The sequence below is a fragment of the Bradyrhizobium sp. USDA 3240 genome (assembly GCF_054063295.1).
On sequence record NZ_JBSSGD010000002.1, the window covers coordinates 5,758,763 to 5,783,182 of the forward strand.

The 24,420-nt window shown below is 60.0% G+C and carries 10 protein-coding genes and 8 pseudogenes; 10 read left to right on the top strand and 8 right to left on the bottom strand.

What is annotated here, in order from left to right; genetic code table 11:
• Positions 1-177: 177 nt before the first annotated feature.
• Positions 178-702 (bottom strand): annotated as a pseudogene (locus tag ACVIGA_RS27880) (ATP-binding protein); the annotation flags it as partial.
• Positions 703-1,008: 306 nt separating this feature from the next.
• On the opposite strand from ACVIGA_RS27880, the gene ACVIGA_RS27885 reads away from it, so the two are divergent.
• Genes ACVIGA_RS27885 through ACVIGA_RS27895 form a run of 3 tightly spaced genes read left to right on the top strand, consistent with a single transcriptional unit; the run spans position 1,009 to position 3,247 of the window.
• Positions 1,009-1,197, top strand: a complete 189-nt coding sequence (locus tag ACVIGA_RS27885) for a hypothetical protein (RefSeq protein WP_207835012.1) — start codon at positions 1,009-1,011, stop codon at positions 1,195-1,197.
• Positions 1,178-2,653: a recombinase family protein gene (locus ACVIGA_RS27890; RefSeq protein WP_456668678.1), complete on the top strand. Its 1,476-nt coding sequence runs from the start codon at positions 1,178-1,180 to the stop codon at positions 2,651-2,653. Before ACVIGA_RS27885 ends, ACVIGA_RS27890 begins: the two co-directional genes overlap by 20 nt.
• Positions 2,654-2,707: 54 nt before the next feature.
• Positions 2,708-3,247, top strand: coding sequence for a helix-turn-helix domain-containing protein (locus tag ACVIGA_RS27895; RefSeq protein WP_456668679.1), 540 nt, complete (start codon positions 2,708-2,710; stop codon positions 3,245-3,247).
• A gap of 34 nt (positions 3,248-3,281) precedes the next feature.
• Here the strand turns inward: ACVIGA_RS27895 and ACVIGA_RS27900 are convergent.
• The 3 genes and pseudogenes from ACVIGA_RS27900 to ACVIGA_RS27910 all read right to left on the bottom strand — a co-directional run.
• Positions 3,282-3,629, bottom strand: a pseudogene (locus tag ACVIGA_RS27900) (ATP-binding protein); the annotation flags it as partial.
• A 150-nt stretch (positions 3,630-3,779) separates the two neighbouring features.
• Positions 3,780-4,184: pseudogene (locus ACVIGA_RS27905) on the bottom strand (IS21 family transposase); the annotation flags it as partial.
• A gap of 227 nt (positions 4,185-4,411) precedes the next feature.
• The gene (locus ACVIGA_RS27910; RefSeq protein WP_456668680.1) at positions 4,412-4,813 is read right to left on the bottom strand and encodes a Dabb family protein; all 402 of its coding nucleotides are present in this window, start codon (positions 4,811-4,813) and stop codon (positions 4,412-4,414) included.
• Positions 4,814-5,610: 797 nt separating this feature from the next.
• Between ACVIGA_RS27910 and ACVIGA_RS27915 the strand changes: the two genes are divergently transcribed.
• Positions 5,611-8,712, top strand: a complete 3,102-nt coding sequence (locus ACVIGA_RS27915) for an efflux RND transporter permease subunit (RefSeq protein WP_166071928.1) — start codon at positions 5,611-5,613, stop codon at positions 8,710-8,712.
• A 767-nt stretch (positions 8,713-9,479) separates the two neighbouring features.
• On the opposite strand, the gene ACVIGA_RS27920 is transcribed toward ACVIGA_RS27915, so the two are convergent.
• Positions 9,480-10,811, bottom strand: a complete 1,332-nt coding sequence (locus ACVIGA_RS27920; protein ID WP_456668681.1) for an MFS transporter — start codon at positions 10,809-10,811, stop codon at positions 9,480-9,482.
• A gap of 964 nt (positions 10,812-11,775) precedes the next feature.
• On the opposite strand from ACVIGA_RS27920, the pseudogene ACVIGA_RS27925 reads away from it, so the two are divergent.
• The 4 genes and pseudogenes from ACVIGA_RS27925 to ACVIGA_RS27940 all read left to right on the top strand — a co-directional run bounded on the left by ACVIGA_RS27925 (position 11,776) and on the right by ACVIGA_RS27940 (position 16,304).
• Positions 11,776-12,941 (top strand): annotated as a pseudogene (locus ACVIGA_RS27925) (IS3 family transposase).
• A gap of 119 nt (positions 12,942-13,060) precedes the next feature.
• A pseudogene (locus ACVIGA_RS27930) lies at positions 13,061-14,303 on the top strand (IS701 family transposase).
• A 219-nt stretch (positions 14,304-14,522) separates the two neighbouring features.
• Positions 14,523-14,615 (top strand): annotated as a pseudogene (locus ACVIGA_RS27935) (IS5/IS1182 family transposase); the annotation flags it as partial.
• Positions 14,616-15,713: 1,098 nt separating this feature from the next.
• Complete coding sequence (locus ACVIGA_RS27940) at positions 15,714-16,304, top strand: hypothetical protein (protein ID WP_166071931.1); 591 nt, start codon at positions 15,714-15,716, stop codon at positions 16,302-16,304.
• 693 nt (positions 16,305-16,997) lie between these two features.
• Here the strand turns inward: ACVIGA_RS27940 and ACVIGA_RS27945 are convergent.
• Together ACVIGA_RS27945 and ACVIGA_RS27950 are read right to left on the bottom strand one after the other, a co-directional pair.
• Positions 16,998-17,105, bottom strand: a pseudogene (locus ACVIGA_RS27945) (IS481 family transposase); the annotation flags it as partial.
• Between the two features lie 439 nt (positions 17,106-17,544).
• Complete coding sequence (locus ACVIGA_RS27950) at positions 17,545-18,786, bottom strand: cytochrome P450 (RefSeq protein WP_456668682.1); 1,242 nt, start codon at positions 18,784-18,786, stop codon at positions 17,545-17,547.
• Between the two features lie 496 nt (positions 18,787-19,282).
• On the opposite strand from ACVIGA_RS27950, the pseudogene ACVIGA_RS27955 reads away from it, so the two are divergent.
• A pseudogene (locus ACVIGA_RS27955) lies at positions 19,283-19,571 on the top strand (transposase); the annotation flags it as partial.
• A 353-nt stretch (positions 19,572-19,924) separates the two neighbouring features.
• On the opposite strand, the gene ACVIGA_RS27960 reads toward ACVIGA_RS27955, so the two are convergent.
• Positions 19,925-20,953: an IS110 family RNA-guided transposase gene (locus ACVIGA_RS27960; RefSeq protein ID WP_456667040.1), complete on the bottom strand. Its 1,029-nt coding sequence runs from the start codon at positions 20,951-20,953 to the stop codon at positions 19,925-19,927.
• Between the two features lie 220 nt (positions 20,954-21,173).
• On the opposite strand from ACVIGA_RS27960, the gene ACVIGA_RS27965 reads away from it, so the two are divergent.
• Entirely contained in the window at positions 21,174-22,859 is a 1,686-nt protein-coding gene (locus tag ACVIGA_RS27965) for a transposase (protein WP_456668683.1), read from the top strand.
• The last annotated feature ends 1,561 nt before the right edge of the window (positions 22,860-24,420 follow it).

Genomic DNA, 24,420 nt, shown 5'->3' on the forward strand with positions numbered 1-24,420 from the left:
GCCAGCCGAACTCGACGGCATCGCCGTTGCAGGCTCCAGGAATGGAGCCCGTAAGGGAAGGCGAATTCGCCGCCGACCTCATTGAACAGGATGTAGGCGCTCGCCAAGGCCATGTCGTAGCCCGGTCTCTCGACGATCCGTCACCTATAACGCGACAATCAGGATGGGAGCGGCGCGTCAATCAAGATGAGACGAGGCGGCCGAGTCAGGCGATAATTGACGCTGGCCGCCGTCGAGTTCGTTGGGGGTAGTGTGAACAGGCGGCCGGCCTGGACCGCGTCTGCGATCGAGGGCAACTTTTCGACGGTAACTTTCGACGTTCATCTCGAGGATCATGGCGTGGTGGACCAAACGATCGATGGCAGCCAACGTCATTGCCTGGTCCGGGAAGATGCGCCCCCATTCGCCAAATGGCTGATTGGCCGTGATCAGCAGCGAGCGTCGTTCGTAGCGGGCGGCGATCAACTCGAACAGCACACTGGTTTCCGGCTGATCCTTGCTCACATATGTGATGTCGTCGAGGATCAGGAGGTCATAGCGATCGAGTTTGGCGATCGCGGACTCCAGCGCCAGCTCGCGCCGCGCGAGCTGCAGCCGTTGCACCAGATCGGTGGTGCGCGCGAAGAGAACGCGCCAACCATTCTCGACGAGAGCCAGGCCGATCGCCGTGCCGAGATGGGTCTTGCCGCCGCCAGGCGGGCCAGCGTCATAATGCCGGGTGTCTGGGATCTGAGGTTGAGATCCTCTACCCATTTCATCCGCGATGTGGAGCGTTAGTCGTCGTTGTCGCCCGCAAGCGGCTCGGGAGTGAGACGCATTTTGTTATCAGACAACCTGATGCGACGTTAACGCTTCTGCCGGCATGGATGACGGCCCCCGCCGCCGCTTCCTTCCGACTGACGGCTGATCCGCGGCTTCCGGTGGATCGTCTGCTGGAGGCGCGCGTTCTTGCCGACGCGGTCTTAGCCTCCTCTCCCAGGGAATCGTCCCAATCGCGAGGAGGCGGTCATGGCGGACGCATCACGTCGTCAGGGGGATCTTTTCGGGAGCCCTCCAAAATACAGCAGCATTCCAATCGAAGCCCACCAGCAAATGTTGGAGCTGTTGAAGGAGCTTCTGACCGAAGCACTCACCGACAGCGCGGTCGACGCAAACGACGTGAACCGGGAGGACAGCGGTGAGCAAGATCACGCCTGAGCACCTTGCTCGCCAGGCCGTCGTGTACGTTCGTCAGTCGACGGCCGACCAGGTTATCAACAACCGAGAGAGCCAGCGCCGCCAGTACGGCTTGGCCGACCGTGCGCGGCAGCTGGGCTGGAGCGAGGTGGTCGTGATCGACGATGATCTCGGTCGCTCTGGTGGCGGCACCACGCGTCCCGGGTTCGAGAAGCTGCTTGCCGCCATTTGCGAAGGGCGAGTTGGCGCTGTGGTCTCGATTGAGGCCTCTCGGCTGGCCCGCAACGGCAGGGATTGGCATACGCTCCTGGAGTTCTGCGGGCTCGTCGGAACACTGATCGCCGATGAGGACGGCGTCTATGATCCGCGCCACCCCAATGATCGCCTTCTGCTCGGCATGAAGGGCACAATGAGCGAGAAGGAGCTGTCTATCTTTCGGCAGCGCTCGCTTGAAGCCTTGAAGCAGAAGGCCCGCAGGGGGGAGCTCTTCCTCAACGTTGCAATCGGTTATCTCAAAGTCTCCCACGATCGGATCGAGAAGGACCCTGATCGGCGCATTCAGGAGGCGCTCGCACTCGTGTTCACCAGGTTTGCTGAGATGCAGACACTTCGCCAGGTCCACCTGTGGTTACGGCAAGAACGAATCACTTTGCCCGCGGTCAGCCATGGCCCCGAGGGTCGCCACGTCGAGTGGAAGTTACCAGTCTACAATACGATCTATCACATCCTTACCAATCCCATCTATGCTGGCGCCTACGCCTTCGGGCGCTCGGGCAGTCGGGTGACGATCGAGGCCGGCCGCAAGAGGATCGTGCGGGGCTTCCGGCGGGAGCGCAGCGACTGGGAAGTTTTGATCAAGGATCACCATGAGGGCTACATTACGTGGGCGGAGTTCGAGAGGAATCAGCGCTTGATCACCGATAACGCCAATGGGAAGAGCTTCATGAGTCGTGGCTCGGTCCGCTGCGGCGAGGCCCTTCTTGCAGGGCTCCTTCGTTGCGGTCACTGCGGTCGCAAACTTCACGTTGCCTACAGTGGCACGCACGGCACTGTTGGGCGTTATCATTGCCGCGGTAGCCAGATCAACCATGGCGGAGATCCGTGCATCTCATTCGGCGGCCTGCGCGTGGATCGCGCAATCAGCGCGGAAGTCATCGCACGTTTGCAGCCGCTCGGTGTCAAGGCTGCGCTGGCTGCCATGGAGGCTCGCGGCCGTGAGCACGCCGAGAAGCTGCGCCAACTTGAACTGGCTCTGGAGCAAGCGCGCTATGAGGCCACTCGTGCTCGTCGGCACTATGAGGCCGTCGATCCCGACCATCGCTTGGTAGCTGGCGAGTTGGAGCGGCGTTGGAATGAACGCCTGCTGGCTGTCCGCGCGCTCGAGGATGAGCGCGGGGCGTTTTTAGCCAAGCCGGAGACGACTCTGAGCGAGGCGGATCGCGAGCGGTTACTCGCGCTTGGCTCCGATTTGGAGTGAGCCTGGAACAGCCCTGGGGCGACGCCTGCGACGCGCAAGCGGATCATCCGAACTGTGATCCGCGAGATCGTTGTGCGCGTCCACGATGAGGCGATCGAGCTTGTCATCCACTGGCAGGGCGGCGATCATACAGCACTGAAGACCAGGAAGAACCGTACGGGTCAACACCGCTGGAGGACGTCCGCGGATGCCATCGATCTCGTGCGTGTTCTGGCACGGCAGATGCCCGACAACACGATCGCGGCAGTCCTCAACCGGGCCGGCAAGTCGACGGGGCGGGGTAACAATTGGACCCGCGCCCGCGTTTGCCACTTGCGCAACCAGCAGGCTATCGCGCCCTACCGAGAGGGCGAACGCAAGGAGAGAGGAGAAATCACTCTGGATGAAGCCGCCGCAGCCTTGCAGGTCAGCCCATCGACGGTTCACCGTCTGATCGCGGAGCAGAGCTTACCTGCGCACCAGCTGTGCAAAGGCGCACCTTGGGTGATCAAAGCGCTTGATCTGGAGCAACCCGAGGTCAAGAAGGCCGCGCAGGCGCGACGCTTCCGGCGGCCGCCGTCCGACGATCTGCGCCAAAGAGAGCTTGAACTATAACGGCATAGCGAGGTGAGCAGTATGAATCGGACTCGGGTGGACCGAACAAGAGCAAATTGGCGCCGGCCTTCAACCAGGCGTCGCCAGCGGCGAGCGCCATCGCCTGTGCCTTTGATAGCATCGGCACGCTTTCGAAGTCGAAGGTGGCGAGCGTCTTGCCGGCGGGCAAACGCGCTTCCACCATGTGTCGCTCGATCCGACGGCGGGTGCGATCGGCCGCCTCGTGCTCGGCAAGGGCGGCGAGGAAGCGGGCGGCAGGCCACCCTTCCTTGTCCGACTGTGCGGCGAGCTTCGGCCAGATCGCCTTGACGCCCGGCAGGCGGAGCTCATTGAGAAGCAGCTCGACACGGGCGGCATCGACGGAGGTAGCGATACCGGTCATGCTGCCTCTCCCAGGTTCGAGCGGCCCAACATGACGCTGACGGAGGCGAGTTCACCGTAGACGTCGAGCGGCACCAGCTGGACGGCGACACGGCGACACGTGGGATCGAGGCCGCCTCGGGTCGGAAGCGGCCGCGCAGCGCGGCAAGATCGCGTCCAGATCCATCGCGATCACCTCGGCGAGTTCTGCTTCGCAGGCGCGCTCGTGAGCCAGCGCCAGAAGCTCGACCGTCACCTTGCAGGCGCGCCGGTCATCACCATGCTCCCGCAAGGTCTCGAACAGACGTTTGTAAGCTGCACGCGGGAAGAGTTGGTCGCGATAAACGAGATTGAGGAGCGCCATCGGCTTGCGCCGCAGGGCATGGATGACGTGCCGGTAATCCACGACATGACCGCCCTGGCTCTCGGACATAGGCCGACCGCGCCGCTGCGTCACGACCGGCGTGACGCCAAGGAAGCATTCGAGCCGGTCGTCGAAGATGCGCACGCGCAGGCGATGGCCGATCAATCTTGAAGGCACGGTGTAGAACACGCGCCGCAGGATGAAGCCGCCTGACTACGTCACCGGGATGACAGGCATCGCCTTGACAGGCTCGATCCACTGCAACTCGCGGACGTGCATAGGGCTATCGGTTACCGATGATCGGCAGGCGGTAAAGCCGGCTCTGATCGTTGTCCTGGCGCGAACAAGCGCAATTTCCGTCCGACACGTACAAAGCCTCGAGGCTGTTCATCATCATGCTTAGCTGCGACTAGCTCGTCGGGGGCGTCGATCAACTTGGCTCAACCCCGACGTTCCAGCGAAATAGACATCTGCTGACAGTTCGTAGTCAGCGGCAAACCGCAGTTCCGAAGTGGCCGGACGCACCGGATCGCTTCTTGATACAAATCGTGCGTTTTGTACGCAGCGAGATCCATCTCGCTGTCGAACTCACCGTACACCACGACGTCGACTTCATTGCCGAGTTGATCGCTCTTGCGGTTGCGCGCAATCCCGAGCCGGCGTGCATACGGGATTGCGGTGAGAACTGACAGACCTTCGACGATCTGGTCGATACCGGCTTGATCGTTGGCTGTGAAGAAGGCGATGTGACGAATCACGGTGGCCGCAATCGTGACGCTGCAACGTGGCGTTCTTATATCGGCATCAAGCCCAACGCAATGCTGTACGGAAGCTGGCAGCACTCGGCGCGAATTTCTGGAAACCGATCCAGGTTGGCCTCGAAGCGGGACCGACGCTGTGCGTGTCGCCCGCCTTTGCCGTCTTCCATCCGGTCGCATCGTGCCCGAGCGTTATCGCCTGCAAGCGGGCGACCCCATATTCGCCGGAGATTGACGAGGTTCGCATCGACCCGGAACCGCCCGACGTCACGGCGACCAACATGGGCATCTCTAGAATCCATTTGTGCGCCGGTCCATCTTGGCCCCGGGGGCGCGTCGCAAGTCTCGCGCGGCTCATGCCAGCGTAAGGCGCCGACAAACCTTGGTATAGGTTTGGCAACCCATTCTATATCGCGCGCTTGCCTTTGTAGAGTTGAGTCACTCGTCGAGTTGTTTGTACTTTCGACGTCGCCGCTGGATCATTCGATAGTGGCGTGGAAGCCGTTAGTGCCGACTGATCCGCTTGCTGCAAGGCGTTGCTTGAGGCGTGAGGATGAAGCGGAATGGAAATGCGTGAGCCCGCTTCCGTATTCTGAGTCGGACCTCGGGCCGATTGCGCACAGAATGACATGGGTCTTTATCCTGAAGAGGTGTGTCCATACTTGCGATCAGCGATGAAAAGGGCAAAGATTCATCCAAGGAATGGTGATGAAGAAGTGGAGGATCGAATCCTCTGCCAAGGAACTAGCTAGCCGTTAGAGCAGCCGATTCCGCTTCCTTCTCGGGTCTTTGCCACTGTCAGCCGCGCTGATGACCGTAGCTGGAGCGCGACTTGCCAGTGCCAGCGAATTTGCGTCACCCTCCTGAATGCGAGAGCCTCGATGGCATTTGCCGATCTTTTCCTCAAACGTCCCGTGTTATCAGTCGTCATCAGTCTGCTGATCCTATTGATCGGCCTTCGCGCGGCGGCCGTTCTGCCGATCCGGCAGTATCCGAAGCTGTCAAACACGGTCGTCAATATCACAACCTCCTACCCGGGTGCCTCCGCCGACATGATCCAGGGGTTCATCACGGCCCCCCTGGAGCAGGCAGTGGCGTCCGCCGAGGGCGTCGACTACATCACGTCCTCATCGGTGCTCGGTAGCTCGACGATCCAAGTCTACATCAAGCTCAATTTCGATCCCAACGAGGCGCTTACCGAAGTGCTCTCCAAGGTCAACTCGGTCAAGTCTCAAATTCCGAAGGAATCAAACGATCCGGTCGTCACCAAGTCAGCCGGTCAGAGCACGGCTGTCATGTATATCGCTTTCTCCAGCGAGGAACTGACGGCCAGCGCGATCTCCGACTATCTTTCACGCGTGGTGCAGCCGGTTATGTCGACTGTAGAGGGGGTCGCAGCGGCGGACATCCTGGGCGGCCAGAGTTTTGCGATGCGGCTATGGCTCGATCCTGTGAAAATGACGGGGCATGGCGTGTCGCCGGCGGACGCTTCGGCTGCAATTGCCGCCAACAACTTCCAGGCCGCGGCCGGTCAGGTCAAGGGCTATCTCACCATCTCCGACATCACGGCCAACACTGATCTGCGCGGTGTCGATGACTTCAAGCGCATGATCGTCAAGGCCAATGACGGCGGATTTGTGCGCATGGAGGACATTGCGACGGTCGAGCTTGCCGCGCAGACCGCAGACGCCAGTGTCTCCATGAACGGCGAGCACGCGGTCTTCATCGGCGTGCAGGCGAGCCCTCAAGGCAATCCACTGAACATCGTACGAGGCGTACGGACGCTATTTCCAGACATGGAGCGCAACTTGCCGCCTTCGCTGAAGATGAAAGTGGCCTACGACTCCACGAAGTTCATTCAATCATCGATCGATGAGGTGGGGAAGACGCTGGTCGAGGCCGTCTTGATCGTGGTGGTCGTGATCTTCCTGTTTCTGGCTTCGTTTCGGTCGGTCATCATTCCCGTAGTTACCATTCCGCTGTCGCTTGTTGGCGTCTGCAGCATGATGCTGGCGCTGGGGTTTTCATTCAATCTTCTGACCCTTCTCGCGATGGTGCTTGCGATTGGTCTCGTGGTCGACGATGCAATCGTCGTCGTGGAGAATATTCATCGCCATCTGGAACAAGGCGCGCCGCCCGCGCTGGCCGCGACCCAGGGGGCGCGCGAAATCGTCGGTCCCGTCGTCTCCATGACGATCACGCTGGCCGCCGTGTACGCGCCAATCGCCTTTATCGGCGGCCTCACTGGCGCGCTGTTCCGCGAATTTGCGTTCACGCTGGCGGGCTCGGTCATCGTTTCGGGCGCAATTGCGTTGACGCTGTCGCCGATGATGTGTTCGGTCTTCCTGAAGAACTCTGAGGAGGGGCGGTTTGCAAGGGTTGTGAACCGCGCGTTCGGCGCCACGACCCGCTGGTACGGTCGCAACCTCGACCGCTCGCTCGACTATGGTCCGATTACCGGGCTGTTTGCGCTGACCATGCTGGGCCTTGCGGGCTTCCTCTACATGCATACGTCCAAGGAACTTGCACCTGAGGAGGATCAGGGCATCATATTCGCGCTGACTAAAGCGCCGAAATACGCCAATATCGATTACTTCGATTATTACGGCGCCAAGCTCGACAAAGCGTTCCAGAAGTTTCCCGAGACCGATTTGCGCTTCGTGCTCAACGGCAGCAGCGGGCCGCAGGGCGGCATGGCCGGCATGTTGCTGAAGCCTTGGGACGAGCGTAAGAGATCATCGATCGCGCTCAAGTGGTCCGTTCAGGCCGAGCTGTCCAAAATCGAAGGCATCAACGCATTTGCCTTTGGTTTGCCGCCTCTTCCGGGCGGTTCGGGCGGCCTGCCGGTGCAAATGGTGATCAGTTCCACCCTAGGTTTCCAGTCCGTCTATGAGCAGATGTCGAAGCTGAAGGATGCCGCTCGCAAGAGCGGTCTGTTCGCGGTCAGTGACTCTGACCTTGAGTTCAATCAGCCCGTGGTGCAAATCAAGGTGGATCGATCCAAGGCAAGCGATCTCGGCATCACCATGGAGAACGTCGGTGGCGCGCTTGCGACCCTGCTCGGCGGCAACTACGTGAACCGCTTCAACTTGCAGGGGCGCTCCTACCAGGTGATCCCGCAACTGGCGCGCGAAAACCGCCTGACGCCGGAATCACTTGGAAGCTATTATGTGAAGACTGCGAGAGGCTCGATGCTGCCGCTGTCGACCGTGGTTTCCATCGAGACTGCGACCGATCCGAACACGCTCACCCACTACAACCAGCTCAACTCCGCGACCTTCCAGGCTGTACCGATGCCTGGTGTCACGATCGGTCAGGCTGTGGACTACCTGGACGAGGAGGCAAAGATGCTGCCCGCAGGCTTTAGCCACGACTTCCTTGCCGACGCTCGCCAATATGTGCGCGAGGGTAATCAACTCGCCATCACCTTTGCGTTTGCACTCATCATCATTTTTCTGGTGCTTGCGGCGCAGTTCGAAAGCCTGCGCGATCCCCTCATCGTCATGATCAGCGTTCCGATGGCGGTCGTCGGGGCCTTGATCCCGCTATTCTTTGGCTTGTCGACGATGAACATCTACACTCAGGTTGGGCTGTTGACACTGGTCGGGCTGATTTCCAAGCACGGTATCTTAATGGTTGAGTTTGCCAATGAGCTGCAGCTCAAGGAGAGGCTCGACCGCCGCTCGGCTATCGAGATGGCGGCGCGCGTTCGACTTCGTCCGATCTTGATGACCACGGCGGCGATGGTCACTGGTCTCTTACCTTTGTTGACCGCAACGGGCGCTGGCGCCGCGAGCCGCTTCTCGATTGGGCTCGTGCTCGTCGCGGGCATGTCCATCGGAACGTTGTTCACGCTCTTCGTGCTACCGGCGCTCTATGTCGCGATTGCGTCCGATCACCGCGCCGGTGCGAATGCTGTCCACGTCAAGAACACCGCTGAGTTGGAACACGCCGGGGCTGTTGATGCCCACTTGGCCAAGTGATGACGCTCACAATCAATTGAGCTTCGCTGAATTGGTGCTAAAGCAGGGGGCGCTGATCGCCGACCGCGGTGACTTGATCGCGCTGGTTGGCTACAATTGGTGGCGCGGTCCGCGTCATTCTCTGCTCCGACAGGCTCGGTATTGTTGCCGACCGATCAGAAAGGGGCGGTAGCTATTGGCCTCTGCCAGGGTGAATTGCCGGACATCCACGGCAGCGCAACTCGCATGCTTGCCTGTCTGGGAGAATTCATGCACTCCCGATGACGAACAGTGGTGGTGCCGCCTTGTTTCATCGGCTCTGGAAGGGAGTGATTTGCTCGGGCTTGTCTTGCCGGCAGAACAGACGAGCGCTGGTTTGCTGCAGTCTGCGTCCCGTAGGCGAGCGGGTCGGAACTGGCTGGGCGTCTGAAGCCTATCTCATTAACATAGCTATGGATTCGATACTGGTCGGGCACAGGCAGCCTATTCTGGCTAGCAAGGGGCCTCTAGCGCTGCGCAGCAAGAAACCCGCCGTGTTGCAGCGATCATCACGCGGATTGCCCATCGCTTGTTCCAATGCCGATGACCATCCAGTAGGAAAAAGCGAAAAACTCGAAAGCCTACCCGACCCCAACAAGAAGGCGCGGCCCCAACACCGGCCCCTCCTGCAAAAATCGAATGGTTCATCAAGACAATTCCTATCTCTCGGGCCGATCTACTTTCTTCCCCAAAGATTTGACGGGGAGCGCGATATGAGCGGAAGGGACCCGTGATCACGTTGTCCAGCGCTACGACGGGCTTCGCTTATGCGCAGCGCTCTGAATTCTCGGCGGTGCCGTCTCGGGCATCATCAGCATGGCACAGAATCCGGCCGCGCTAGCGACAAGCATGTACCAGGCGGGAGCCAGTGCGTTCCCGGTAACGTGGATCAACCAGGTGACGATGAGTTGAGCTGTGCCACCGAAGATCGCTATCGCAAAAGCGTAAATCGTCGCGAAGGCGCCGCCGCGGATGTTCTTGGGTAAACCTTCGGCCATGCTCACATAGAAGGCGCTATACGGGACCGTTCCGATGAAGGTGAGCGCGCCGAGGCCTCCGAGAAGTGCGATGGCACTGCGGCTCTCTACGATCCACCAGAATACCGGATAGGTCATCAGCAGCGCGGTGACCTGCGGCCATATCATGATGTGCCGGCGTCCGGCACGATCCGCAAGCCAACCGCCCAGCAGTGCGGCGCCAATTCCTACTGCATTGCTGACGAGCGTGGTGGCGAAGGCGAGAGGCGCAGAAACTTGCAAGGTATTCAGCGCATAGGTGGTCATATATTCCGTGATGTAGGTAAAAATTGTGCAACTGGCCAAAATGACGAGTCCCAAGCTCACCATACGGCGGACGGCACGCAATCTCTTCGCACTCTCGACGACGGGAGCCGAAGCTTCCGGGCGGTGTAATGTCTCCGGCAGGGCGCTCCGCAGCCAAAGTCCGAACGGCAGCGTGCCGGCGCCGAGCAAGAACGCGATCCGCCAACCGTACGCGTCCAGTGCCTCACTTGTCATCGCGAGGGAGAGTATTTCTCCAACCAGCGCTCCGGCGGTTGCAGCTATCTGTTGGCTGGCAGGCTGAAACGAGACAGCAAGACCGCGGGCCCCGGCCGGGGCCGCTTCCATCAAATAGGCAGTAGTCGGACCGACCTCACCTCCCAGAGCGAAGCCCTGCACCAAACGTGCGAAAATGGCCAGCAACGGAGCGCCAATTCCTATCGTCTCGTACGATGGCGTAACAGCTAACGCGAGGATCGCGGCGCTCATCATGGCAAAGCTGGCAGTCATCGCGGGCCGGCGCCCGACCCGATCCGAGTACGAGCCGAGCGCGATGGCCCCTATCGGTCTGGTTACAAAACCCGCGCCAAACGTCCCGAGCGACAGCATGAGGCTGGCAAACGGGTCGCTCGCCGGGAAGAACGCCTGACCTATCTGGATTGCGAAAAAGGTATAGGTCCCGAAGTCGTAAAATTCGAGAATATTGCCGATCGTTGCGCCCAACACGACGCTGCCGGTCAGGCTTTCGTCCGGCGCAACGAGAATCGGCTTTCGATGCTCCGGAGCGAATTGACTGGCCATCCCCGATCCATCTCGGTCGCGATCTGTCCGAAGGCTTCGGCCAGCCAGGTTGCGCGCGCTGCTCTCCATCTAACCTACACGCCGTCTATCTTGAGGCGGCCGGGTCGCGCGCCGATTCCCCAGATGTGGATGTAGCATGTCACGACGAAGCCCATCGTAACGCCTGCAATAAAGATGCCTGCTTCGTGCAGCCCGATTCAAGCCTTGCATTGATCGCGGCAATCGCCCGCAAAAATGAATAAAGGAAACCGGTGCAGCCATCGGGCGCGGGCAGTCGTTGTGGTCCTGCGCGATGGCGAGTTTGCGACAACATTGGCAGCCACCGAACAGGAGGCCTGCTTTCACACAGAAGGGCCGCCATGCGTGCATGCTGCGTTCAGCTGGCTGCGCGTGCGCGGAAGTGTCAGGCGATTGGCCCGGCTCTTTGCTCCACCACGTGGTAGTTGCGCGAAACTGCATGCTTTGTCGAGATTGTTCCCTGCAGAATAAGATCTTCGTGCGATCAAACGTAATGGGAGCTTGCATTGTTGATGGCACCTTGAAAACGGCCGACATCGCGCCGGCCGCCGCAGGCATCAGGCGGTGATATCCGGTCATGGCGAGCTGCAGCTCAGCTGGCCGCAAATGACAAGCGTGATGCGCCAGAATTGAGCCCCGAAAAGTGGAGTCAAAGGCATCAGCGATGGCGACGCGCCTCTGTGGGTGGATTGGATTCATCAATGTCGTCCTAGGATTATAGCCTTCCTTTCATATTGCGACGCTGCCGTCAGGTTATGGCCGCAAAGGCGTGCGGCCTCTGTAACCAATAGCGGTCGCGTTCCGCTCACGCATCTGCGTGCGCACGCTCGAAGCTCGATGGCAAAGCACGCCTGCAATCAAAAGTCGGTTCGCTGAAATGGACCCCGATTTTTGGACCAGAGGTTAGTTGGAAAAGGGCCGCTCCGTTTGATAGACGGAGGGCATGATGACGACGAAGACGAGACGCAAGATCGACGCGGCACTGAAGGCAAAGATTGCGCTGGAAGCCGTGCGGGAGCAGGCGACGGTGGCCGATCTGGCCCAGCGCTATGGGGTTCACCCGAACCAGATCTATGCCTGGAAGAAGCAACCGCTGGACCAGGCGGCGCGGGCCTTTGATGTGGGTGCCGGGCGCGAGAGCGAGGAAACGCGCGAACGCGAGATCGAGAAGCTGCACGCCAAGATTGGACAACTGACGGTCGAGCGCGATTTTTTAGCGCGGAGGTCCGGAAGATGAGCACGCCGGACCGTCGAGGAATGCTCGATCGCGCGGACAAGGCGCTGTCGATCCGTTGGCAATGCCTGTTGCTTGGCATCGCGCGCTCCGGGGTCTACCGGCCGCCCCGGCCGGCCAACGACAACGACCTTGCCCTGATGCGGCGGATCGACGAGCTGTTCATCGCCTGGCCGTTCCTGGGCTCGCGGCGAATGACCGCAATGCTGAAGGCTGAGGGGCTTCAGGTCAATCGCAAGCGCGTGCAGCGGTTGATGCGCAAGATGGGCATCGCGGCGCTGGGACCGAAGCCGAACACGACGAAGCCGGCGCCGAGCCACAAGATCTATCCTTATCTGTTGCGCAACATGACGATCGACCGGCCGAACCAGGTGTGGGCCGCCGACATCACGTATCTGCCCATCGGCCGTGGCTTTTCTTTATCTCGTCGCCATCATCGACTGGGCGAGCCGTGCGGTTCTGGCGTGGCGATTATCGAACACGATCGACGTCTCGTTCTGCGTGGCGGCTCTGGAAGGGGCGCTGGCGAAGTACGGCAGGCCGGAGATTTTCAATACCGACCAAGGCAGCCAGTTCACCAGCGCGGCCTTCACCGGCGCGTTGGCGGGCGCAGGGATCAAGATCTCCATGGATGGCCGCGGTCGTTGGATGGACAACGTCTTCATCGAGCGGCTGTGGCGGTCGCTCAAGCATAAGGACATCTATCTCAAGGGCTATGCCGACGGCCGCGAGGCCAAGGCAGGGATCGCGAGTTGATCGCCTTCTACAACGATCGTCGCCTTCATCAGGCGCTCGGCTATCGCACGTCGATGGCGGTCTGGCGCGAACGGATGCAGGCCGCGAAGGCTGTGGAATGGTGGACAACACCGACGCGTTGACCACATGCCCACAGCAGCAACAGCAGCCGACAGTGTCTCTGGCAGCGTGATAGGAAGTAATCAGGAGCGGTCAGTTTCCAACTAACAAACCGGCTCAAGCGGCCCCGCTCCGCGGGTCCATTTCAATCGGTCACGCCGACCGGGCCAAGCCATTGCGGGATTACCGTCAAGGCCTGATGCTGCCGTGCGAGCGCAAGAGCGTGGAGCCGATGGCTGCGGTGACGGCACCAGAGCGAACGGCGGCGCAGCACCGGTCTCTGTTGCATTTTGTCGGTGAGGGGCGCTGGTCGGACGAGCGGGTGCTGGCCAAAGTTCGCCAGATGGTTCTGCCGGCGATCGAGCGGCATGGGCCGATCGAGGCCTGGATCATCGACGACACGGGCTTTCCCAAGAAGGGCACGCATTCGGTGGGCGTGGCCCGGCAGTATTGCGGCCAGCTCGGCAAGTAGGACAATTGCCAGGTCGCGGTGTCGCTGTCGCTGGCCAATGCTCATGCGAGCCTGCCGGTGGCCTATCGCTTGTATTTGCCGGAGAGCTGGGCCTCTGACACTGCCCGCCGCCAGAAGGCAGGCGTGCCCGAGAAGATCGGCTTTCAGACCAAGCCGGAGATCGCGCTCGATCAGATCCGCGCGGCCTGTGCGGCGGGCTTGCCGCGCGCGTCGTGCTGATGGATGCGGGCTATGGCGCGCACATCGATCTGCGCACAGCCGTCACGGCGCTGGGGCTGCCCTACGTCGCTGGCATCCTGTCGAACACCACCGTGTGGGCGCCCGGCACCGGGCCTTTGCCGCCCAAACCTTGCGTCCGGGGCCGCGGCCAGCCGACCAAACAGCTACGCCGTGATGCCAAGCACCAACCGGTCAAGGTCAAGGATTTTGCCTTAGCCTTCCGGCCAAGGCGTGGCGGACGATCACTTGGCACAAGGGAAGCAATGTGCTCCTCAAGTCGCGTTTTGCGCGGCTGCGCATTCGCATTGCCCATCGCGACTTTAACCGCAGCGAACCTTGGCCGGAAGAATGGCTGTTGATCGAATGGCCGAAGGGAGAACAGGAGCCGACAAAATACTGGCTCTCAACTCTGCCGGAGAATATTGGCTTCGCCCGTCTTGTCGATCTGGCCAAACTGCGCTGGCGCATCGAGCGCGATTATCAGGAGCTGAAGCAGGAGGTCGGGCTCGGGCACTTTGAGGGGCGCGGCTGGCGCGGCCTCCATCATCACGCAACGCTCTGCATCGCAGCCTACGGATTCCTGATCTCCGAACGAGAGACGATTCCCCCCTCAGCACCTCGCTGCACCGCTCTCTTCTCGCAACTTGCCGTTCCCGACGGTTACAGACCCAGAGGATCCGCCATTGCGGCCTGAGCGTCACATTCCAAATTCGATCGCAACCATGCGCAGGCGGCTGGCCGACGCAATCATCAAGACCTTGCAACGATGCCCGTGTTGTCGACGCCGACAGCAAAACGTCAATCGTCGCCTGCGCTTATGACGCAGTAAGACTAGGTGGTGTGGACTCTAGGGATTCCCTTTTAGGCGCAAATCAGATTCCAGGCTGCTTTTGGGGAGGCAGTCTTGGGTGTGATGGACCGTTTGGCATTGAGCGACGCTGCTTGGGAACTGGCGCCGCTGATTATAGGTCGCCCCGACCAGAAGGGCTCCGCTGGGCGCGACAATGCGTAGTAGTCCAGGACAGTTGAGCCGGCCTTGACGAGCTGATCGATCAAGTCTTGCGCCTTAGACGAGTTCCGACATTGCATAGCCGCATTGCGGCAAGCATCAAGTTCCTTAAGCAGGCTATCCGTTCGCTCTGCTGCATTGACATCGTCGCCACTCGAGGAAATGGGGACTGCGCCACCCGAAGTTCGCGGTTGGCCGGCGAGCGGCGCCGTTCTATCTTGAGGCCCGGAGCGCATACGCTCGACGACGGAGTCGAACGATTGGCCACCTTCCCCTGGGGCGAGATCGTACTGCGAGCGCGAACCGCTCGATCTCCACGTGCTGTCCGCTCCTGTAGGCCCAACGGGCGATTTATCTGGTCGGCCAATGCCGGTCATATTCCATCTCCGATCAGTGAGAATGTGCAGCCTACTAGATGAGCCGCCTGGCCGACGAAAAGCGTTCTCTCGGATTCACAAGGAAATCCAAATCGACAGGTGCGGGATAGTCAACTGCATCATGACCGCGGCCGCCATAACGATATGCTTGCAGCCCGCGCCGGCATCCGCCGTGACGGCAATCCTTGAGAACCGGCAGCTATGCAGGCGCCTTTATCTGCGGAAGGCCACAACATTCCCCGCCGCGGGTACATGGAAACCTCTCGCGCTGCGATCGCTATTCACCGCTGACGCACCTCTGAACATTCAACAGAGATGGTAACGTTCGATAGGATAAGCTTCCGCCCACGCGCATCAAGTGTGGAACTTTGGAAAGCTGTTGCCTGCCATCAAAGCCGGCGGGAAGATCAAAGCCATCATCGATGATATGAAGCGGCTCGAGGCCAGACAAGCGAAGTCGAGGGAGAACCTCGCGAACGCGGCAGAGCCGCCGCCTCTCCTACATCCGATATGACGGATATCAGCGTCAGTGCCTAGGTGCGGCAGGCCACAGCATGCGAGTTGACATAGCTGCTTTCCTGGCAGCTCGTCAGCTTCTGGACAGCCGACTCTCCTACGATAGCAATCGGGTCTCTCGCCGAAGGAACTGCTGACGCTGAGCTATCCATTGGGCGGACCTGCAAGAGACCATGTTCCCAAAGGCAACAAGGAGAGCAGCATGGACTTCAACCGAATCGGCGGTGCCGGGCCGTCAAGGTCCCCAGAGGAGTACGCCTGGAATCAAGAGGATGAAGATTACCTTCGTCAGTTCCTGGATGAAGCAAGGACGAACGAGGCGGGGCCATCATCGGCTGCCCCTGAGGAAACATATGATGTCTCATGGGCGGTTCCCGAGAGATTTTCCCATGGTTCTCAACCCGCCCCGCAACGAATGATCGAGAGACTGTCCCACCACGGTCTTTTGCCGGACGCGGACCAGCCGACGATGTCCTACGAGATCCGGGGTCACCGCTATACGGCCACGCAGGACCCGACCAGCGGCACTCGTCTCATCCACAATCCTCCGGAGGACCAGAGGATGGGCGAGGGGCCGCAGGGCGTACCAGATTTCGGAGCATTCTTCCGGGAGACCTGCCGTCGCAACGTCCCGCTGCCGGAGCAGTGGGCCCCGCTGGCCCTGATCGAGAAGCTGCGCGAGGCGGGTTATATGCCTACCCCTAACCACCCAACAACCATCGCGCTCGACGGCAAGCTGCACAAAGCCGAATTAATCGAAGGAGGGTTCGTCAGACTTACGCGGCAAGGGTGAGACTGCAGACGATGACTGAACCAGCCCGTGGCTAGCGTCCTGCCTGTTACATGGTCGCCAGAGCTAAGCAACCGGGTTAGAGCGGCAATTCTTGTTGCAGGCTGCTTTGAGAATGCGAGGGTCTGAGGCTTTGAGCCTCAGAACCTCGCAATTCCGCTTTCCAAACGCCCTTCGCGGATGAAGCATGTCTCCCTATCCACGTCCGAGGAGGGATGCGCCGAAGATGTACCCAACGATGGGATCAGGCGATCTGTTCTGGGCCAGGCTGGACCGGATCAGCAAAGCGCGAATTGGTTCTGCTCGCCGGCCAGATCGATGGGATTGGATCGACAGCGAGTCGTGCCGCTTATCGCGAGAATGTTGGCCGGATTTCGCGACGCACTTCATGATCGGGCTGCTGTTGCTCAAGCGCACTTGCGGGCTCTCCCGGCAACGGCGGAACAGCTTTTTTAGTCGATCCGGAGCCCACCCGCGCGAGCAAATATGGAGGCGCCAATAGCCGACACGGCGGCTCCAGTGGGCGATCGTCTTTATGCGCAGCGAAGCCCAGCGGTAAGCGGCAAACTGAGGCCGTTCAGGCGGCGTGGTTCCATGGCATAAGTGTCTTGACCTGCTCCCCGATTTGCCCTCGTTTATAAGGAGAGTCTGTTCTGGGTTTGGCCCCTGTTGGGGCGGGTTGCAAACTCGGTCGTGGTTGATCCCGTAGCGCTTGGCGAGTGCTCTCAGGCTCTCTTGACTATTTTGTATTGCTCGACGGACTGCCTCCGTCGTGGTGGCGCAGCCGTGTAAAACTTGTCCCATAGCGCATCCTTCGAACCGTGCGACAAGAATGCACCATCAAAGCCCGGGACTGAACACCTAGTGCGTATCCGCAGACGAGCAGGATACCGCCGAGGGATATCAGCAGGAACATCGGCAGGAGCGCTGTCAGATGCCCGCCTTTCCAAACTGCTTTGAGGCAATCAACTCCGCGATTATCGAAAGCGCTTCTCCAAGCAAAAGCGCTCCCACCGCTGCAATCTTCAATATTGAGCTCATCGTCTAACGTATCGAAGACGCTCCTTAAAGGCGCCGGCATCGCAAAGGGCTTGGCCAGGCACCAGTGCTCACGGAGCTCCGTGCCCATGAGCAGCTCCTTGGTACCGATCGACGCCGATTAGGTACCAATGGAGCAGCGAGACTGGCCAAAAAGAACGCAACCGTGATGCGGGTGTCAGCTCCCAATCCAGAGCATCACGGCCTAAGCTGCGATCCGCACGGGAAGCACGGAATAACCGTGCACAAAATTTGACGCAATCCGCTCGGGCTCGCCGACAACCTTGACCTCTAGCCCCGCATTCAACATTTCTTCCCACAGGATTCTCAGCTGCAGTTCCGCAAGATGTCGACCAACGCAACGATGGATGCCGAAACCGAACGAAAGATGCTGCCGCACGTTCTTGCGGTCGATCACGAAGCTACTCGCATTCTCGATGACCTCTTCGTCGCGGTTACCAGAGATGTACCACATGACGACCTTGTCCCCTTGCCTGATTCGTTTCCCACCCACGATGGTATCGACCACGGCGTTCCGGCGCATATGTGCGATGGGTGTCTGATATCGAATAATCTCGGACACAGCGCTCGACACCAGCTTGGGATTATTGCGTAGTTTTCGCAACTCGGAGGGAAACCGGTTCATGAACAGGAGCCCCCCGGTGATCGAATTGCGCGTAGTGTCATTGCCTCCCACGATCAGCAGAATCAGATTCCCGAGAAACTCCATCGGATCCATATGGCGCGTCGCAGGAGAATGTGCCATCATGGAAATCAAGTCGAGGCGAGGCTCGGCATTGATGCGCTCATTCCAAAGACGGGTAAAATAGTCCAGGCACTCGAACAGGATTTTGCTTCGCTTGTCCCAGCTATCGACAGCATGACCTTTTTTCGGAATTGTAGCACCTATGTCCGACCAATAGGTCAAGAGCCGTCGATCCTCGAATGGAAAGTCGAATAGTGTGGCGAGCATCTGCGTCGTCAACTCAATGGAGACCATGTCCACCCAATTGAACGCATCATTGCGCGGCAAGCCGTCCAGAATCGTCCTGACCCGACAGCGAATTAAGCCTTCGAGTTTTGTCAGATTTTCCGGTGCAACTATCGGACTTACTGTATCGCGCTGCTCGCGATGTTTGGGAGGACCTATCTTGATGAAACTCTGAGTCCAGTGTTCATCAGGCACATCGATAATCGTGACTCCTCGCTCTGACGAAAATACCTTATGATTTGCATCTACCGCCAGGATATCTCGGTATTTCGTTAGGGACCAATAGGGACCATAAGGACTGTCTTGGCAGTAATGAACGGGATCCTCCCTTCGCAGCCGCTCGAAGCAGCTCCATATCCTATTATCTTGAAAACGCTTTGCTTCGCTTACGTCCAGATTGCTCAGCGGGATGTTGTAAGCATCGTCGGCTCCAACGTCTGCCAATCGAGTTTCCATGACCGTCTCCGCAGATCTTGCTCGCTCGAGAGCTCACGGATCCATTTAGCGATTTCAGGTTTCGAGCTGCCGTAGCGTCTTGTTGGGGGTTGTCGTTCGACACGGTATCGCAAAGTTTACGCAACCACCCCCTACCATTATTGGGGGTCAGGATCGCATTGACTCTCTGAATCAATCTGTTCCAGTGGATCGATGAGAAACTATCACTGGTAGACAGGCGTCGCGTCATGGCAGCCGCATTACTGCTCGAGCTATCGAAAAGGACGCAATGTGATCCTTCTTTGAAAACGGCTAACCCCGCCATCTTCGGCGGCTCGGGACCGCCCCCTCAATTCACTACTGAAATGGACCCCGATTTTGGGACCAGAGGTTAAAAGGGCCGCTCCGTTTGATAGACGGAGGGCATGAAGAGCTGGCTCCGCAAATTCGGACAGTAGCTTGAGTGGATTTTCTGCCTGAGAGCGGCGAGGCTTCTTGCCGCGAAACAGGAGCGAAGATGACGAAGAGGAGTCGCCGGACGCATTCTCCGGCATTCAAGGCAAAGGTGGCTTTGGTGGCCGTGAAGGGGGAGAAGGCGTTGGCCGAGCTGGCGCAACTGTTTGATGTCCATCCGAACCAGATCACGACCTGGAAGTCCCAACTCCTGGAAGGCGCCGCCGGAGTGTTTGGGCAGGACAACGGACCGGCCGAGGCGCCGGTCGATTTGAAGCGTTACATGGCAAGATCGGCGAGCTTGCGTTGGAGAACGATTTTTTGTCCGGCGCGCTCACCAAGGCGGGCCTGCTGTGTCATTCGGCCCTTTAATTGCGGTTTGTTGTCAAGCTTACATTTCTGAACTCGCCTCTCGGTGGTAGCGCTCGCGCCGTCGCAGCTGGTCAGGGTTGCGGAGACGGCGCGAGCGCGGCTGATAAGTACTTTGCCGGCCAGTATTTGATCGCCCGGACTGATGTCTTCGCTGGGGTCATGGTCCTTTCCGAGGTCGCGCAGCGCCTCATGATGATGTCCGGGTCGGACGCCTCAACGTTTGCAGCGGAGTACGGTCGAGCCGTCACCAGCCGAATGAACGAGGTCGCCTCAACACCGTCCCAGCGGGACATCGCCAGTCCGGCAGACCGGACCAGGAACTTGCGAGCAAATATCAGACTGGCTGCGGCTGCCCCCAGTCGAAGGAAGTGCCATCGACCCAGATGCAGTGAAGGATGACTGCGATCTTTCGGGCGATAGCGACCTTTGCTTTCCTCATGCCGATCCGCTTGGCGAGCTTCATGCCCCAGGCCTTGAGGGACGACCATTTCTTAGTCCGATAAAGAAGTACGGTAGCGGCCTCAAACAAGTAGGTTCGGAGGAGCCGGTCGCCCCATCGAGATATCTTGCCATTGATGTCAGTTTCGCCGGATTGGTTGCGCCGAGGTGTAAGGCCGAGGTAGGCACCGACTGTCAACGCCGATCGGAAGCGCGAGGGGTCATCGATCGTGTGGCGGAACGTTAGGGCCGTCACGACGCCGACACCTGGGACCGTCATCAGGCGACGCGTCGTCTCGTCCAGCTTTGCCAACCGGCGGACCTCGTTGTCGAACTTACCCTGTTGTTGACAGACATTCTCATGGATCGAGAGCAGCGGCGATATCACGCCGAAGAGTGGATGATTATTGCCCAATAGCTCGCTGACCTGGTTGCGGAACGGCTGGCCGATTGCGCGTGGGAACAGCAAGCCATATTCTTTGATCATACTCCGGACCTGGTTCTCGATGTCTCGGCGCATCGACACGAGCCGGGATCTCGCGACGAGTATCGCGCGGATCTTTTGACTTTCCTCGCTCTTGACCTTGACCTCCCGATACCAGCCAACCCGCACCAGTTCAGCAAGCCCCCGCGCATCATTCTGATCGCTCTTGTTCATGCGTACGGATAAAGCCGCGTGGGCATGCCGCGCGTCGATGCAAACCACCGGCAGATTGACCCTACGAAGTTCGTGCCATAGCCAGCTCGCCATCGCCCCAGTCTCAAATCCGATGCGCTCCGCTTGTGGCGCCCGCTTACGAAGCAATGCTGCGAGTGCCCCTGGATCGGACTTTGCCTTTCCTTCGAACAAGACCTGCCCCACTTCGTCGACCACACATACTGAAGTTTCCTTTTGCGAGACATCCAGCCCAACATATTGCTTCATGGCCCCTCCGATTCGTGAGATTGCGGGAAGGCCTGAAGATAGCGGACCTTCTTGAGCCGCGGGCGCCGACCGCAATTACGTCATCGTCTGCAATATTGACCCCCTAAGCCGGGGGATCGGCGTCCAAAATTGACCCCCCGCATTGCCTCATCCAGAATGTTACTGGACAACTTCTCGCCGATGACTGGGTCGGCGCCACCGAATCGGTTCGGTGGCCTCTATGGCGGGAAAGATCAGCATGGGCGCGCGGCGCGAAGTGGTGTCGGCGGTGATGGAGCGTTACCGATCGGCCGGACGGGCGGAGAAGGGACGCATCCTCGACGCGCTATGCGCGACGACAGGCTGGCATCGCAAGCATGCGGTGCGTGCACTTCGGCCACGCGCGGCGGTCGGGCCGCGCAAGGTCGAGGCGCCGCGAGAGCGCAAGCGTAGATATGGCGCGACGGTCAAGGACGCGATGACGGCGCTGTGGGAGGCGTCGGATCGGGTGTGCGGCAAGCGGCTCAAGGTGATGATCCCGACCTTGCTGCCAGCTCTCGAGCAACATGGCCGATTGCAGCTTGGGCAGGCGGACCGTGATCGTGTTCTGGCGATCAGTGCCGCTACCATTGACCGCCTGCTCGTCGATGTGAAGCTCGTGGCGAGCGGCGGCAGGCGGCGCCGTGCCGGATTCTATTCGGCAATCCGGCGCGAGGTCCCGATCCGCACGTTCAATGACTGGAACAGCCCGGTGCCCGGCTTCTGCGAGGTCGACATGGTCGCCCATGGCGGCACGTCGGTGGCTGGCTCGTTCATCCAAACCCTGACGATGGTCGATTTCGCCACCGGCTGGACGGAGTGCCTGCCGCTGCTGACGCGGGAAGGTTCGCTGGTCGTCGAGGCGATCAACAGCGCACAGAGCCTGTTCCCGTGGCTGTTGCGCGGCGTGGACTTCGACAACGACAGCGGCTTCATGAACGATGTCGTCGTGCCATGGTGTCGCGAACAGAAGCTCGAAGTCACTCGCTCGCGCGCCTACAAGAAGAACGATCAGGCGTTCGTCGAACAGAAGAATGGTGCCGTCGTCCGCCGCCTCATGGGCTATGGCCGCTTCGATGGCGTCGAGACGGCGCGTGTGATGGGCCGCCTCTATGCGGCGGCACGGCTCTACGTCAACTTCTTCCAGCCGTCGTTCAAGCTGAAGGAGAAGCGTCGCGAAGGGGCTAAAGTGATCAAACGCTATCATCCCCCGTCGACGCCCTATGAGCGTGCATTGGCGCATCCCAAGGTGACCGCGGCCGTGAAGAAACGGCTACGCGATCAGTATCGCTCGCTCGATCCGGTCGCGCTGTTGGCGGAGATTCGCGTAACCCAAGAGGAACTCGGCAATCGCGTCGATCGTCGTGCCGGACAGGCGCGCGGCCTGCAACCCGCTCACACTAGCACCCTGCCAGCGACCGCGGCGACGTTCGCGAAGACGCTCGGCAAGACGGTGACGGTCGGCGAGCCGCGTGCCACGCACCGGCGAACTCGTCGGCCCTATAAGACCAGAGTTCGCATGCCGTCCAAGCTCGACCCGCATATTGCTGCGATCGAAGGTTGGCTCGCAGAGCAGCCGCAGCTGACGGCGCTCGCAATTGTCGGCCGGCTGAGCGAGAAATACCCCGAGGAGTTCGGGAAGAGACAGCATTCGATTGTGCAGCGTCTGCTGAGGGCGCTCAGACGGAGGGCTGCCGAACAGTTGGTCGCCCAGGGTCCGTTCGGCGACGCCACGACCGCTGCCCCATTGCCCGGGGTTGTGGACGGCTCGGGCTATTTAGGGCCCGACCCGCCCACAGCCCCTCTCGTCGAGCAAGCCGGGAAAGTCACCTGGCGCGGCCGATCAATCGACATCGGATCGTCATCGGCAATGGCGCCATCAGGGTAACGTTCGCAGATGCGGCAATACGAGGGGTCAAATTTGAACGCCGATTGACACTCGACCAATTGCCGCCATTTGCCTCAGCACCGCGCGTCAAACTCGTCGTCTTTCCAGGCGGTCACATGTTCTATTCACGAGATGGCTCGCGCCACGCGTTTCGTGCAGAGGCCGAAGCGATTATGAAGTAACCATGACCACCGCGAACTAGGTCACAAGCATGCTCGCGTTCGCACGAGCATAGTTATGATCTCTCAACGAGATCCGGGCACCGGCTTCAATCGGCGCGAGACTCGGCTACGATCATCGTGAATCAAGCAATTGGGTGGGAATTTATGTGTCGACTAAGCTTGGACTCGATTCTGGTCTGCCAGACCTTCCCGCTCTACCTGTCGCGCGGCGGTTTCGGTCAGGATTTGAGGATTGGCCTCAGGCTGCCGCCGATCGGCATCTTTTTCTATGTCGTCGCCGGCCGTACGCACCTCGTGCCGTGGATGATGGGACAGACAGGCGAAGCCGTCGACGGCAGGGGCATGGCTGGTAGGTCCATGGTATCCGTAAATCCACGGTCGCGATCCAGCTGCTGACGATGGTTCTCCCGCGTTCCTGGCAGCGCTGCGCCTCCTGCGCCAGACGAATTCGAAAAGCGAGCCAATCGCGCCTGCCGTTCTCACGCACGCGCTCGCTCAAATGGCGCGGGTCGGTCGCCGCATTTTTGATGTTGCCTTCGCTGAGATTGCCTGCCGCTAACTCTTTGATGAGCGCCTCGTCCGCCGCGCCGACCCCGCGCGTCCGGCCGGCTGCCTCGCGTAATGAATGCGAAGCTTCGTTGAAGAAACCTCTGACTGCCCCGCGTCTCGCGAGGGTTTTTTACTCCTGCTCCCGCCAAGGGCTTTGCCGCCCCCGATCTGATGCGTGACCACAGTCCGCGTATTTTTCCGCTCTTGGCGTGAACCGCAGCGTCTGAGTCCGGCAAGCTGTAGCGTTCGCTGCTGAACGGGTCATCCCGCAAACTGGACTGCGGCGCTAGGGCGAAGCTTCAAGCTGAAAGCGGGGAATGTCCACGCTCGCCCGCCCACCGCCGAGCGCGCCGCCTCTAGAACCAAGGTGTGGCGGCATCCGCATCGAACCGCCGATATCGCCTCGGCTGATCCGTCCACGGCCCTCTGCGACAGCCCGATCCGGCGAAGGCGAGCTTGCGGGGGTCCCCTCCGTCGAATCAACCTGCAAATCCTCCATCCGCCGCTCAAAGTTGCTTTGCTGGCTTGCGTTGCCTGCTCGCGCCTGTTGCGCGGCGTACGCCTCGATTCAAGCGCCCGAATTGAAGAAGGGGTCGGTTGGATCCATCCGTTCTCCTTGCGATGGTACAGGGCTTGCGTAATCCGCACGCCTTACAAGGCCGCAAGCGGCAGCCGTTCGGCGGCCGTTGGATTCTGGAGAATACGGGATTCAGCTTTCGAAAGCTGACAAGAATTAGGAATTCGCAGCCGGCAATGTCGATCGCTTTGCTTTCCTTCTTAAAGGAGGCAACAAGAATCTGGCGCGTTACGATGGCCGCCCCTGCCCGAAT

Bases quoted from the DNA above. Each gene is read 5' to 3' on its own strand.
- ACVIGA_RS27885 (WP_207835012.1), top strand. From the start codon at position 1,009: ATGGCGGACGCATCACGTCGTCAGGGGGATCTTTTCGGGAGCCCTCCA.
- ACVIGA_RS27915 (WP_166071928.1), top strand. From the start codon at position 5,611: ATGGCATTTGCCGATCTTTTCCTCAAACGTCCCGTGTTATCAGTCGTC.
- ACVIGA_RS27920 (WP_456668681.1), bottom strand. From the start codon at position 10,811: ATGGCCAGTCAATTCGCTCCGGAGCATCGAAAGCCGATTCTCGTTGCG.
- ACVIGA_RS27940 (WP_166071931.1), top strand. From the start codon at position 15,714: ATGGACTTCAACCGAATCGGCGGTGCCGGGCCGTCAAGGTCCCCAGAG.
- ACVIGA_RS27950 (WP_456668682.1), bottom strand. From the start codon at position 18,786: ATGGAAACTCGATTGGCAGACGTTGGAGCCGACGATGCTTACAACATC.
- ACVIGA_RS27960 (WP_456667040.1), bottom strand. From the start codon at position 20,953: ATGAAGCAATATGTTGGGCTGGATGTCTCGCAAAAGGAAACTTCAGTA.
- ACVIGA_RS27965 (WP_456668683.1), top strand. From the start codon at position 21,174: ATGGCGGGAAAGATCAGCATGGGCGCGCGGCGCGAAGTGGTGTCGGCG.